Source organism: Curtobacterium sp. MCJR17_020 (assembly GCF_003234365.2).
Classification (GTDB): domain Bacteria; phylum Actinomycetota; class Actinomycetes; order Actinomycetales; family Microbacteriaceae; genus Curtobacterium.
This window is the reverse complement of sequence record NZ_CP126260.1, coordinates 986,611-999,812: the sequence shown is the minus strand read 5'-3', so window position 1 is coordinate 999,812 and position 13,202 is coordinate 986,611. Positions and strand designations below refer to the sequence as shown.

General features: G+C 69.8%; 9 protein-coding genes and 2 riboswitches. Of the genes, 1 reads left to right on the top strand and 8 read right to left on the bottom strand.

From position 1 onward, the window contains the following. Positions 1-29: 29 nt before the first annotated feature. The 5 genes from DEJ14_RS04830 to DEJ14_RS04810 form a co-directional block, all read right to left on the bottom strand. A complete protein-coding gene (locus tag DEJ14_RS04830) occupies positions 30-536 on the bottom strand; it encodes a PH domain-containing protein (RefSeq protein WP_111084971.1) in 507 nt (168 codons plus the stop codon). Between the two features lie 62 nt (positions 537-598). Beyond that, entirely contained in the window at positions 599-2,341 is a 1,743-nt protein-coding gene (locus DEJ14_RS04825; protein ID WP_111084970.1) for a dipeptide ABC transporter ATP-binding protein, read from the bottom strand. Further along, positions 2,338-3,288 (bottom strand): ABC transporter permease, encoded by a 951-nt coding sequence (locus tag DEJ14_RS04820; RefSeq protein WP_111084969.1) that lies wholly within the window; start codon positions 3,286-3,288, stop codon positions 2,338-2,340. The genes DEJ14_RS04825 and DEJ14_RS04820 overlap by 4 nt, the downstream gene beginning before the upstream one ends. Further along, a complete protein-coding gene (locus DEJ14_RS04815; RefSeq protein WP_111084968.1) occupies positions 3,278-4,207 on the bottom strand; it encodes an ABC transporter permease in 930 nt (309 codons plus the stop codon). Before DEJ14_RS04815 ends, DEJ14_RS04820 begins: the two co-directional genes overlap by 11 nt. Positions 4,208-4,433: 226 nt before the next feature. Continuing rightward, entirely contained in the window at positions 4,434-6,059 is a 1,626-nt protein-coding gene (locus DEJ14_RS04810; RefSeq protein WP_111084967.1) for a peptide ABC transporter substrate-binding protein, read from the bottom strand. 305 nt (positions 6,060-6,364) lie between these two features. On the opposite strand from DEJ14_RS04810, the gene DEJ14_RS04805 reads away from it, so the two are divergent. Then, on the top strand, positions 6,365-8,353 hold the full coding sequence (locus DEJ14_RS04805; RefSeq protein WP_111084966.1) for a S9 family peptidase: 1,989 nt from the start codon (positions 6,365-6,367) through the stop codon (positions 8,351-8,353). 84 nt (positions 8,354-8,437) lie between these two features. Here DEJ14_RS04805 and gcvP read toward each other — a convergent pair whose 3' ends face one another. From gcvP to gcvT, 3 genes are read right to left on the bottom strand one after another with little or no spacing between them, the layout of a single operon-like run. Then, positions 8,438-11,377: an aminomethyl-transferring glycine dehydrogenase gene (gene gcvP / locus DEJ14_RS04800; RefSeq protein ID WP_111084965.1), complete on the bottom strand. Its 2,940-nt coding sequence runs from the start codon at positions 11,375-11,377 to the stop codon at positions 8,438-8,440. Continuing rightward, a complete protein-coding gene (gcvH, locus tag DEJ14_RS04795; RefSeq protein ID WP_111084964.1) occupies positions 11,374-11,751 on the bottom strand; it encodes a glycine cleavage system protein GcvH in 378 nt (125 codons plus the stop codon). The genes gcvP and gcvH overlap by 4 nt, the downstream gene beginning before the upstream one ends. A 4-nt stretch (positions 11,752-11,755) precedes the next feature. Then, entirely contained in the window at positions 11,756-12,874 is a 1,119-nt protein-coding gene (gcvT, locus tag DEJ14_RS04790; RefSeq protein ID WP_111084963.1) for a glycine cleavage system aminomethyltransferase GcvT, read from the bottom strand. Positions 12,875-12,923: 49 nt separating this feature from the next. Beyond that, a riboswitch (glycine riboswitch) is annotated at positions 12,924-13,025 on the bottom strand. After that, a riboswitch (glycine riboswitch) is annotated at positions 13,026-13,145 on the bottom strand. It abuts the riboswitch before it with no gap. Positions 13,146-13,202 lie beyond the last annotated feature (57 nt).

Genomic DNA, 13,202 nt, shown 5'->3' with positions numbered 1-13,202 from the left:
CCGTCCTGTCGTCGCGATCGCGAGCCGCGTCAGCCACCCAGCGACAGGCTCAGCAGCGAGGCCACGAGGAGCGCCAGCGCGACCGCGCCGACGATGACGGCGGGTCGGTCCCAGCCGCGCACGGCGTCGCCGTCACCGGCGACGGCACGCTGCTCAGCCCACCGGTCGAGCAGCACGGTCATCTCGTCCGGCTGGCGTAGCACGGCACGCTCGCCGCGCCGAGCCGGCTTCGGCCGGGGCAGCGACGGGCCGCCCCAGCACTGCATGCGGCGGCCGGCGACCGTCTCGATGACGATCTGCCAGCGGAGCTTGACGTCGGCGACCGCGTGCCACGGCACCACGGTGCGGCGGAGCGGGTTGACGACGGTGACGGCCGTGTCGTCGATGCGGATGCACGGGCGGTAGGTGAGCACCCACAGGACCCAGACGAGCACGGCGATCGGTCCGACGGCGTCGAGCACCACGATCCAGCTGCCGCGCACCGCCGCGTCGACCAGCAGGAAGAGGCCCAGGACGGCGACGAGGCCGGCCGCCACGGCGCCTCCGCGACCAGCGCGGAGGACGACGGGACGTCCGGCCTCGTTCGTGTCCAGCAGGATCAGCGTCCGAACTCGAACCCGGCGCCGGGGATGGCGGCCAGGAGGTCCTTCGTGTACTGCTCCTTCGGGGCGGCGAAGACCTCGTCGGTCGTCGCCTTCTCGACGATCTTGCCCTGGCGCATGACGCACACGTTGTCCGCGACCAGGCGGACGACCGCCAGGTCGTGCGTGATGAACAGGTAGGTCAGGCCGAGTTCGGTCTGCAGCTCCGTCAGCAGGTCGAGGATCTGCCCCTGCACGAGCACGTCGAGCGCGGAGACGGCCTCGTCGAGGACGATGACCTCCGGCTTGAGCGCGAGCGCGCGGGCGACGGCGATGCGCTGCCGCTGCCCACCCGAGAGCTCGTTCGGGTAACGGTTGACCATCGACTTCGGCAGCGCGACCTGGTCGAGCAGCTCGAGCACGCGGGCCCGACGCGATGCCTTGTCGCCCACCTTGTGCGTGGCGAGCGGCTCGGCGATCGTGTTCCCGACGTTGTACATCGGATCCAGGGAGCCGTACGGGTCCTGGAACACCGGCTGCACGCGGCGGCGGAAGTCGAAGAGGTCCTTGCCCTTCAGCGCGCCGATGTCGATGCCGTCGAACTGCACGGTGCCGCTCGTGATGCTCTCGAGCTGCAGCACCAGCTTGGCGACGGTCGACTTGCCCGAACCGGACTCGCCGACGAGCGCCGTGGTGGTGCCCTTCGGGATCGCGAAGGACACGTCGTCGACGGCCTTGAGCTCGCGGGTGGCGAGGCTCTTGCCACGCAGCTTGTAGACCTTCTCGAGGTTCTTCACCACGATGAGGTCCTCGGCGGGACGGTGCTCGCGCTCCTGCGCCCGGGCGATGAGCTCGGCGTCGTCGCTGCCGGCGTCGGCGATCTCGATGCGCTCGTGCTGCACCTTGCTCTGGATGCGGCGGCTCGCGAGCGAGGGCGCCGCGGCGACCAGGCGCTGCGTGTACGGGTGCTGCGGGTTGGCCAGGATCTCCTTCGAGGGACCGGCCTCGACGACCTGGCCCTTGTACATCACGACGAGCTTCTCGGCGCGCTCGGCGGCGAGGCCGAGGTCGTGCGTGATGAACAGCACCGAGGTGCCGAAGTCGCGGGTCAGGCTCTCGAGGTGGTCGAGGATGACGCGCTGGACCGTGACGTCGAGCGCGCTCGTCGGCTCGTCGGCGATGAGCAGCTGCGGGCGGCTCGACAGACCGATGCCGATGAGCACGCGCTGCCGCATGCCGCCGGAGAACTCGTGCGGGTACTGCTTGAGGCGGTTCGAGGCGTCGCCGAGCCCGGCCTCCTTCAGGACCTCGATCGCACGGTCGCGGACGGCCTTCTTGCCGGTGGCCATGCCGTTCGCACGGATGGCCTCCTCGACCTGGAAGCCGATCGACCACAGCGGGTTGAGGTTCGACATCGGGTCCTGCGGGACGTAGCCGATCTCCTTCCCGCGGATCTCGGACATCTCCCTGTCGGTCAGCCCGACGAGCTCACGCCCGTTGAACTTGATCGACCCGCCGGTGACCTGGCCGGTGCCGGGCAGCAGCTTGATGATCGCCTGGGCGCTCGTCGACTTGCCGGAACCGGACTCGCCGACGATGGCCAGACGCTCGCCCTGCTCGAGGGTGAGGTCGACACCGCGCACGGCCTGCACGAGACCGGACTGCGTCTTGAAGCCGACCTGCAGGTCGCGGATCTCGAGCAGCGGGGCGCCGTCGGCGTTGGTGCGTCGGCCGGTGGGGTTGGTCAGCGTCTCGCTCATCGGCGGGCCCTCGCCTTCGGGTCGAGCGCGTCGCGCACCACGTCACCGAGGAGCAGGAACGCGAGCACGGTGATGGACAGCGCTGCCGACGGCCAGAAGATCGTCGACGGGTTGGTGCGGATCGACGTCTGCGCCGTGCCGATGTCGAGGCCCCAGCTGAGGGCCGACGGCGGCAGTCCGATGCCGAGGAACGACAGGGTCGCCTCGGCCACGATGAACGTGCCCAGCGACACGGTCGCGACCACGATGACCGGAGCCAACGAGTTCGGGATGACGTGGCGCACGAGCGTCTTGAACCGGCTGACGCCGAGAGCCGCCGACGCCATGACGTAGTCGGCCTGCTTGGCGCTCAGGACGGCACCGCGCATGATGCGGGCGATCTGCGGCCACGCGAAGGCCGCGAGCACGAGCGCGACGGTGATCGCGTTCCGAGCGGGGATGACCGACATGATCACGATCGCACCGAGGACGGTGGGGATCGAGAAGAAGATGTCACCGATGCGAGACACGATCGTGTCGAGCCAGCCGCCGTAGAACCCGGCCAGCGCACCGATCACGATGCCGACCAGCGACACCAGGACCGTCGCGACGATGCCGACGATGAGCGAGTTCTGGGCGCCCCAGATCACGCGGGCGTAGACGTCGGAGCCCTGACGCGTGAAGCCGAGGATGTGCCCGGCCTCTGGTCCGCCGTCGCTGTTGTCGAGGTTCGACGCACGCGGGTCGACGTGGGCGAAGAGCCCCGGGAAGACCGCGACGACGATGATCAGCAGGATCAGGATCGAGGAGATCCAGAACGTCGGGCGGGTCCGCATGGACTCCCAGGCGTCGGTCCACAGGGAACGGGTCTTCTCGTCCTCGTTGACCTGGTCGATCGCCTGCAGGGGCGTTTCCTCCAGCGGGGCGACGAAGTGCGTCGCCGAGCGGGGTGCGGCGTTACTTGGCATAGCGGATCCTCGGGTCCAGGACGGCGTAGAGCAGGTCCACCAGGAGGTTGGCGAGCATGAAGATGATGACCATCACGGCGACGAAGGAGACCACCGTCGGGCCCTCGCCGAGCTTGACGGCGCGGAACACCGTGCCGCCGACACCGTTGATGTTGAAGATGCCCTCGGTGACGATGGCACCGACCATCAGGTTGCCGATGTCGACACCCAGGTAGGTCACCACGGGGATCAGCGAGTTCCGGAAGATGTGCACGCCCACCACGCGACGACGGGGCAGGCCCTTCGCGGTCGCGGTGCGCACGAAGTCCGCCGTGGTGTTCTCCGCGACGCTCGCGCGGGTGAGCCGCACGATGTAGGCGAACGACACGGACGCCAGCACGATCGCCGGCAGGATCAGTTCGTCCCACGGCGCTTGCCCGGACACCGTGACCCGGAACAACCCGAGCTTGATGCCGAACACGTACTGCAGCACGAACCCGACGACGAAGGTCGGCACCGAGATGAGCAGGAGCGACACGACCAGGGCGGTGGCGTCGAACAGCTTGCCCTTGCGCAGACCCGCGATGACACCGACGACGATGCCGGCGACGGCCTCGAACACGAGCGCGAGGATCGCGAGACGAGCGGTGATCGGGAACGCCGAGGCGAGCTGCTGGCTGACCGGCAGACCGGAGTAGGTCACGCCGAGGTCGCCGCGGAACACCCCGCCGATCCAGAGCAGGTACTGGACGATGAACGGCTTGTCCAGGTTGTACTGCTGGCGCAGGGTCTCGATGACCTGCGGCGACGGCTGGCGGTCGCCGAACAGCGCTGCGATGGGGTCGCCGGGCAGCGAGAACACCATGAAGTAGATGAGGAACGTGGCCCCGAAGAACACGGGGATGAGTTGCAGGAGGCGCTTGCCGAGGTACCAGAGCATCAGATCCCTGCCCGGTCCGGAGCGATGTCGATCAGGTTCATTGTGGTGAGGGGTGGACGTTCCGAGGGTCGGCACGGATGTCCGGTTCGGGCGGCGGCGCCCGATGTGGTGGGGAGGTGTTGCCGCCGAGGTACGGGGGTTCGGGGACCGTTGTGGTCCCCGAACCCCCGTCCGGTGGTCGCGAGGCAGGATACCTGCTCGCGCTTTGGTCTCTGGGAGACCTAGATCAGTTCTTGACCTCGATGTCGTAGTACAGCGGCACCGAGTTCCAACCGAACTTCACGTTGGACACGTTGTCGGCGTTCCAGACACCGGTGACGTTCGAGTACCAGAGCGGGATCTCCGGGAGGTCCTTGAACAGGAGCTCCTGGGCCTGGTCGAAGGCCTTGTTGCCCTCTTCGACCGTGGCGGCCGAACGGCCCTCGGCGAGCAGCTCGTTGTACTCCTTGGAGTCGTACCGCGAGTAGTTGTTCGACGAGCCCTCACCCATGGTCGGGCCGAGGAAGTTGTACAGCGACGGGTAGTCGGCCTGCCAACCGGTGCGGCTGCCGCCCGTGAGCTTGTCGTTCGTCTGGAGGTCGAGGGCCTCCTGGAACGTCGGGATCGCGTTGCCCTCGGCCTTGATGCCGAGCGTGTTCGAGATCGAGTTCGTGACCGCGGTCACCCAGGCCTCGTGCCCACCGTCGGCGTTGTACGTGATGGTGAGGGTGTCGTCGTACTTCGAGATCTTGTCGGCCTCGGCCCACAGCTTCTTGGCCTCGGACTCGTTGTAGTCCAGGACGTCGGAGCCGTCGAGGTCGTCGTTCCAGCCCGCGATGACCGGCGACGTGAAGTCCTTCGCCGGGGTGCGCGTGCCGTCGAAGATCTTGTCGGTGATCTGCTTGCGGTTGATGGCCATCGAGATGGCCTCACGACGCAGCGTGCCTTCCTCGCCCTTCCAGTGGTCGAGGTAGTACGGCAGGTAGATCGCCTGGAAGATGGCGGCCGGCTGGTTGACGTTCGAGTCCGGGAAGTCCGACTTGTACGTCTTGAAGGCGCTGTCCGGCACGGCGTCGAGGACGTCGAGGTTGCCGCCCTGCGCGTCGGAGTACGCGGTGTCCTGCGAGGCGTAGAACGTGATCGTCAGACCACCGTTCTTCGGCTTGCGCTTGCCCTCGTAGTCCTTGTTGGTGACGAGCTTGATGGACTGGTTGTGCGTCCAGGCCTTCTTGCCGTCGAGCTTGTACGGGCCGTTGCCGATCGGGTTCTCACCGAACGCCTTGGTGTCGTCGTAGAACGAGGACGGCAGCGGCACGAACGCCGAGTAGCCGAGCGACAGCGGGAAGTCCGACTGGGCCGACTTCAGCGTGACGGTGAACTCGTCGTCGTCGACGACCTTGAGGCCCGTGAGCTCCGAGTCCTTGTCGGCGTTGTAGCCCTCGATGTTCTCGAAGAAGTAGCTGGCGCCCTGGGCGTTCGACTTCTGCGCGGCCCAGTTCCAGGCCTTGGTGAAGGACTCCGCGGTGACCTTCTCGCCGTTCGTGAACGTGTAGTTGGTGTTCAGCTTGATGTCGAAGGTCTTCGAGTCATCGGTGTCGATGCTCTTCGCGACCTCGTTGACGGACTTGCCGTCGGCGTCGTAGGACACGAGGCCCTCGAAGAGCGAGTCGATGATCTTGCCGCCACCGGTCTCGGTGGTGTTCGACGGGATCAGCGGGTTCTGCGGCTCGCTGCCGTTGGTCGTGACGATGCCCGAGGCGTTGGACGAGCCCGAGCCACCCCCACTGTTGCTGTTGCTGGAGCAGGCGGTCAGGGCGAGTGCTGTGGCCCCGAGCACGGCGAGGGCTGTGAGCCCGGCGCGCTTCTTGATCAAGGTTCCTCCTGGTGCATGGGACGCGCAGGGCACAGCGGTGTCACCCGGGCGCGTTTGACATCTGCACTGTAGGCAAGGTGGACAGCAGCCTCCAAACCCTGGAGCGAACGGTTACAAGCCGGTAACCAACTTGCACGATCCTTGCGAGAAGATGCAAGATTCGCGCGCTTGCTGAACGCCCTCGCGCTTTTGTTGCATCTGCATGAAATTCGTTGCAGTGCGGCACAGTTCTGTGCAAGGAAGTCCTGCTCCGAGTCCCCCTCAGGACCCGGTCATCCGCGCCGCACCAGCCGTACCGTGAACACGTGCTCGCGAACGACATCCCCCATCTCCACGTCCCCTCCTCCCCCACCATCAGCGGTGATCCCGGGGACGGCGGAGCGGCCTTCGTCGCCGTCTCGCGTCCGGACCTCGAACAGGACGCGTACCGCAGCACCATCGAACGCGTGACCGCCGAGGGCGCGGTCCGCTGGACGTCCGGCGACCGCGACTCATCGCCAGTCCTGTCCCCCGACGGTCGCTCGCTCGCCTTCCTCCGGTCCGTCCAGGACGACCACGGCGTCGCACACCCGCAGCTCGCCGTCGCGCCGGTGCACGGCGGCGAGGCCCGCGTCGTCACCGCGCTCCCCCTCGGTGCGAGCGACCCCGTCTGGTCCCCCGACTCGACACGTGTCGCGGTGACCGCACGGTTCCCCGAGCCCGGGCGCTACGGCTCCGAGGTCACCGGCGGCGACCGTCGTCCGGCAGCGGACGCCGAGGCGCCGCGGCTCGTGTCCCGGCTCGACTTCCACGTCGACGGCACGGGGTACCTGCTCGACAAGCCGCAGCAGCTCGTGGTCGTCGACGTCACCGACCCCGCAGCGGCACCGGTGGACTCCCCGCTCACGAGCGCGCCCTGCTCGGTCTCCGCACCGGCCTGGTACCCGGACGGCGGCGCGCTCCTCGTCGTCGCCCCGCGAGACCTCGGTGCGCGTGAGACCCACGACGACGACCTGTACCGCGTCGACGCGTCCGACGGCACGATGGCGCTGGCGATCCGGACCGAGGGCTCGGTCAGCTCGATCGCGATCACCCCGGACGGCACCGTCCACTACGTCGGGGCGTCGCACCGCGACGGGCGGCTGGTCGGCGAACCCGAAGGGCTGTGGGTCGTGGCGCACGACTCCGAACCGTTCCGACTGACCGCCCGCGAGACGGTCGACGTCACCGGGACGCCGGTGTTCCACCGCGACGACGTCCTCGTGCAGGTACTCGACCGCGGCACCGTCACCGTCCGTCGTGTCCCCGCCGGCACGACGGCTCCGCTCCGGCTCGACGAGCTCGGGGTCGTCCTCGGCGGCCGTCTGGTCGTCTCGGACTTCGACGTCGACGGGGACGTCCTGGTCGCCACGGCTGCCACGACGGACTCGCCCGGCGAGGTCCACGTGGTCGACCTGACCGCGACCGACGATGCCCTCCCGACGGTGCTCACCGACTACGCGGCCCCGCTCCGGTCCGAGGCATCGGGCCCCGGTGTCCGCCGCATCGAGGAGCTCACCGGCACCGCTCCAGACGGCACCCCGGTGCACGGCTGGGTCGTCCTGCCCGAGGGCGCGGGGCCGCACCCCGTCCTCCGGGTGGTGCACGGCGGACCGTTCGGCCAGGACACATGGGCGTTCTTCGACGAGGCGCAGGTCTACGCCAGTGCCGGGTACGCCGTCGTCATCGGCAACCCGCGCGGGTCCGCTGGCTACGGGCTCGACCACGGCCGCGCGGTCATCGGGGAGATGGGTACCGTCGACGTCGACGACGTGCTCGCCCTGCTCGACGCAGCGCTCCAACGCCCCGATCTCGACGCGTCACGCGTCGGCATCATGGGCGGCTCGTACGGCGGGTTCATGACGAGCTGGGTCGCCGCCCACCACGGCGAGCGGTTCGTCGCCGCGTGGAGCGAACGCGCCGTGAACGCGTGGGACTCGTTCGCGGGCAGCTCCGACATCGGCTGGTACTTCGCCGACGCCTACGTCGGCGCCGACCCGGAAGAGCAGCGTCGCCGGAGCCCGCTGACGTACGCCGCGCAGGTCACCATCCCGTTCATGGTCGCGCACTCGGAAGCGGACTGGCGCTGCCCGATCGAGCAAGGGCAGCGCCAGTTCGTGGCCCTCCGGCGCGCCGGCGTCGACGCGTCGTTCCTCGTGTTCCCGGGCGAGGGCCACGAGCTCTCCCGCTCCGGCACGCCGTGGCACCGCGTGCAGCGGTTCGAGCACGTGCTCGCGTGGTGGGCGGAGCACCTGCCCGTCACGCCGGTCGCGTGAACTGACCGAGGGGTGACGGGAGGCCCGTGGCGGATCCGCCACGGGCCTCCCGTCATCTCGGTGGTGCGTCGAGGACGCGGGTCGCTACGCGAACGCCTCCACCGGCGGGCACGCGCACACCAGGTTGCGGTCGCCGTAGGCCTGGTCGATCCGGCGCACCGGCGGCCAGTACTTGCGGCCGCTGATGCCCGGCAGCGGGTAGACGGCCTGCTCGCGGGTGTAGGCGTGCTCCCACTCCCCCGAGATCACCGACGATGCCGTGTGCGGGGCGTGCACGAGCGGGTTGTCCTCCGCCGGCCACTCCCCGCGCTCCACGGCCGAGGCCTCGGCACGGATGGCGAGCATCGCGTCGACGAAGCGGTCGAGCTCGGCCAGGTCCTCGCTCTCGGTCGGCTCCACCATCAGGGTGCCGGCGACCGGGAACGACATGGTCGGGGCGTGGAAGCCGTAGTCGACCAGGCGCTTCGCGACGTCGTCGACGGTGATGCCGGTGGTGTCGCGCAACGGCCGCAGGTCGAGGATGCACTCGTGCGCCACGAGGCCGTCCTCGCCCGTGTAGAGCACCGGGAACGCGTCGCGCAGTCGTGCCGCGATGTAGTTCGCCCCGAGCACGGCGGCTTCGGTCGCACGGGTGAGGCCCTCGAGCCCCATCATCCGGACGTAGGTCCACGTGATGGGCAGGATGCTCGGGCTGCCGTACGGTGCCGCGCTGACCGGGCCGCCGGCGTGCGCCAGGCGGTCGTCGGCCTCGGCCGCGGTCGAACCGGGCCGCCGGTCGGCCTGCTGGGCGAACGGGTGCCCCGGCAGGTACGGCGCCAGGTGCGCCTTCGCCGCGACCGGACCGACACCGGGTCCGCCGCCGCCGTGCGGGATGCAGAACGTCTTGTGCAGGTTGAGGTGCGACACGTCGCCACCGAAGTCGCCGAAGCGGGCGTGGCCGAGCAGGGCGTTGAGGTTCGCGCCGTCGACGTAGACCTGGCCGCCGGCGTCGTGCACGGCGTCGCAGATCTCGCGGATGTCGTGCTCGTACACGCCGTGGGTCGACGGGTACGTGATCATCAGCGCCGCGAGGGTGTCGGCGTGCTGTTCCGTCTTCGCGCGGAGGTCGGCGAGGTCGACGTTGCCGTTCTCGTCGCAGGCGACCACGACGACCTTCATGCCGGCGAGCACCGCGGACGCGGCGTTCGTACCGTGCGCGCTCGACGGGATGAGGCAGACGGTGCGCTCGGTGTCGCCGTTCGCCAGGTGGTACCCGCGGATCGCGAGGAGTCCGGCGAGCTCGCCCTGGCTGCCCGCGTTCGGCTGCAGGGACACGGTGTCGTACCCGGTGACCTCGGCCAGCCAGGACTCCAGGTCACCGATCATGTCGAGGTAGCCCTCGACGTCGCCGCGCGGCGCGAACGGGTGGATGTTCGCGAACTCCGGCCACGTCACCGCGGCCATCTCGGTCGCCGCGTTCAGCTTCATCGTGCAGCTGCCGAGCGGGATCATGCCGCGGTCGAGCGCGTAGTCCTTGTCCGCCAGGTGCTTGAGGTACCGCATCATGCGGGTCTCGCTGCGGTGTGCGCTGAACACGGGGTGCGTCAGGTACTCGCTCTTGCGTACCAGACCGGCCGGGAGGCCCGTGGCCGCGTCACGCACGGCCGCCTCGGTCGCGGGGACGGTCACGTCCACGGCCCCGAACACGCCCGCCAGTCGGGTGACGTCGTCGGGCGTGGTCGTCTCGTCGACGGAGAGCTGGAACACGTCCTCGTCCACCTGGTGCAGCAGGAAGTCGGCGTCCTGCGCTGCGGCGACGACCGCCCCGGCGCGACCGGTGGCCCGCAGGGTGAGCGTGTCGAAGAACGCGTCGTGCACCACCTGGAGGCCGGCGTCACGGGCGACCGCGGCGAGCGCCGACGTCGTCCGGGCGACCCGGTTCGCGATGAAGCGCAGTCCCTCGGGCCCGTGGTACACGGCGTACATCGACGCCATGACGGCGAGCAGGACCTGCGCGGTGCAGATGTTGCTCGTCGCCTTCTCGCGGCGGATGTGCTGCTCGCGGGTCTGCAGGCTGAGGCGGTAGGCCATCGCACCGTCGGCGTCGAAGGACACCCCGACCAGACGACCGGGCAGCTGGCGTTCGAGCCCGGCGCGGACAGCGAGGTAGCCGGCGTGCGGGCCGCCGAAGCCGAGCGGGACGCCGAAGCGCTGGCTCGTCCCCACGGCGACGTCGGCACCCAGGTCACCGGGGCTGGCGAGCAGGGTCATGGCGAGCAGGTCGGCCGCGACGACGGCGATGCCGCCGCCGGCGTGGACGCGCTCGATGATCGACGACGGGTCGACGATCCGGCCGGAGGCACCGGGGTACTGCACGATCACGCCGAAGGCACCGTCGAGCTGCTCGTCGGTCGGCCCGGTGACGGGGTCGAACGCACGCAGCGTGATGCCGACGGCGTCGGCGCGGTGGTCGAGCAGCGCGCGGGTCTGCGGCAGCAGGTCGTCGTCGACGAGGAACGCGTCGCCGTTGACCTTGGACGCGCGGCGGGCGAGGAGCATGCCCTCGACCACGGCGGTGCCCTCGTCGAGCATCGAGGCGCCGGCGGTGGCCATGCCCGTCAGGTCGGAGACCATCGTCTGGAAGTTGATGAGCGCTTCGAGCCGGCCCTGCGAGATCTCCGGCTGGTACGGCGTGTAGGCCGTGTACCAGCTCGGGTTCTCGAGCACGTTCCGCTGGATCACGGCGGGGGTGTGGGTGCCGTGGTACCCGAGCCCGATCATGGCGCGGCGGACGGTGTTGCGCCCGGCCTTGGCGCGGAGTTCGGCGAGCGCCTCGGTCTCGCCGACGGCGGCGGGGATCACCGAGTCGGTGACGGGGGCCGCGTGGATCGACTCCGGGATCGCGGCGCGGACCAGGGCGTCGAGCGACGGCCGGCCGACGGTGTCGAGCATCGTCTGCTGGTCGGCCGGGGTGGTGCCGATGTGGCGGTCGGCGAACGAGGTCTGCAGGTTCTGGAACACCTGCTGGTCGTCGGGGCCGGTCATGCGATGGACGCCCGGTACGCGTCGTGGTCCATCAGGTCCTCGGGGAACGAGGTGCCGTCGACCTTGATCTTGACGAGCCAGCCGGTGCCGAACGGGTCCTGGTTGACCGTGTCGGGGGCGTCGACCACGGCGTCGTTGACTGCGACGACCTCGCCCTCGATCGGCGCGAAGAGCTCACCGACGCTCTTGGTGGACTCGATCTCGCCGATCTGCTCGCCCGCGGTGGTGGCGGTGCCGACGGCGGGGAGCTCGACGTAGACGACGTCACCGAGCTGCTCGGCGGCGTGGTCGGTGATGCCGACGGTGACGGTGTCGCCCTCGACGAGGAGCCACTCGTGGTCGGCGGTGTACTGGAGTGCGGTCTGGTCGGTCATGACATCAGCCTTTCGAGGCGCGGCGGTAGAAGGGGAACGCGGTGACGGTGCTGGGGATGGCCGTCCCGCGGACGTCGATGTGCAGGACTTGTCCCTCCGCGGCGAGCGCGGGGTCGACGAAGGCCATCGCGACGGGGTGACCGAGCGTCGGCGAGAGGGCACCCGAGGTGACGGTGCCGACGACCGTGCCGTCGTGCACCACGTCGTAGCCGGCACGCGGGGCGCGGCGCCCCTCGGTGACGAGCCCGACGAGCACGCGGGCGTCGTCCGACGGCGCGACACCGGCAGCGCCGACGAAGTCACCGCTCTTGGCGACCACGCGGCCGAGCCCTGCCTGGGCGGGGCGCACGTCGGTGCCGAGCTCGTGCCCGTACAGGGGCATGCCGGCCTCGAGCCGCAGGGTGTCGCGCGCCGCGAGTCCGGCGGGGACGACACCGCGGTCGGCGCCGGCCTCGAGCAGCGCGTCCCAGATCGCCGGGGCGACCTCGGGTGCGCTGTACAGCTCGAAGCCGTCCTCGCCGGTGTACCCGGTGCGGGCGACGAGCACCTCGGAGCCGTCGAACACGGCGTGCAGGGCGCGGTAGTAGCCGAGGTCGTCGAGGGGGCTCTCCGGCTGCAGGCGGTCGGCGACGACGAGGGCGTCGAGCGTGCCGGCGGCCGCGGGGCCCTGGATCGCGACGAGTGCGGTGCTGTCGGAGTCGTCCGACACCGCGACGTCGAACCCGTCGGTGCGCTCGGACAGTGCGGCGACGGCGACCTCGCGGTTCGAGGCGTTCGCGACGACGAGGAACACGTCGTCGTCGGTGCGGTACACGACGAGGTCGTCGAGGATCCCGCCGTCCTGGGCGAGCAGCAGGGAGTACTTCGCGCGGCCGAGCGGCATCGCGCCGAAGGAGCCGGCGAGCGCGTGGTCGAGGAACGCGACGGCGTCCGGACCGGTGACGCCGATCTCGGCCATGTGCGACAGGTCGAAGACCCCGGCCGACTGCCGCACGGCGTGGTGCTCGGCGAGGTCGGACGAGTAGCGCACGGGCATGCGGTACCCGGCGAAGTCGGTGAAGGTCGCACCGGCGGCTTCGTGCGCGGGTTCGAGCGGGGACGAACGCAGTGGCGTCGGACTCATGGCGGAGTTCTCCTGGCATCAGCAGGACCCGGCGACGATCGCCGGGTGGAACTCCCCCTCTGTCATGGGCCTGAGAGTTTCACCGCGGCCCGTGAGGTCCGGCGGCTTTCACCGTGGGCGAGACGACTGAGCGTCTGCTTTTCAGAGTGGCCTGTCCGCTGCGGTGTGGGACCTGAGAGATTGACGGGGGGATTGCTCCTTCGGTGCCGTGCGTGCGCCCGAGGGCACGATGTACCCGAGGGCACTGCACGGCGTCTCCCGCGACGGATGAACGGCCGGTGTGTTCAGTTGTCCGCGCCGAGCATACCGAGACCGCGTTACGAACGTG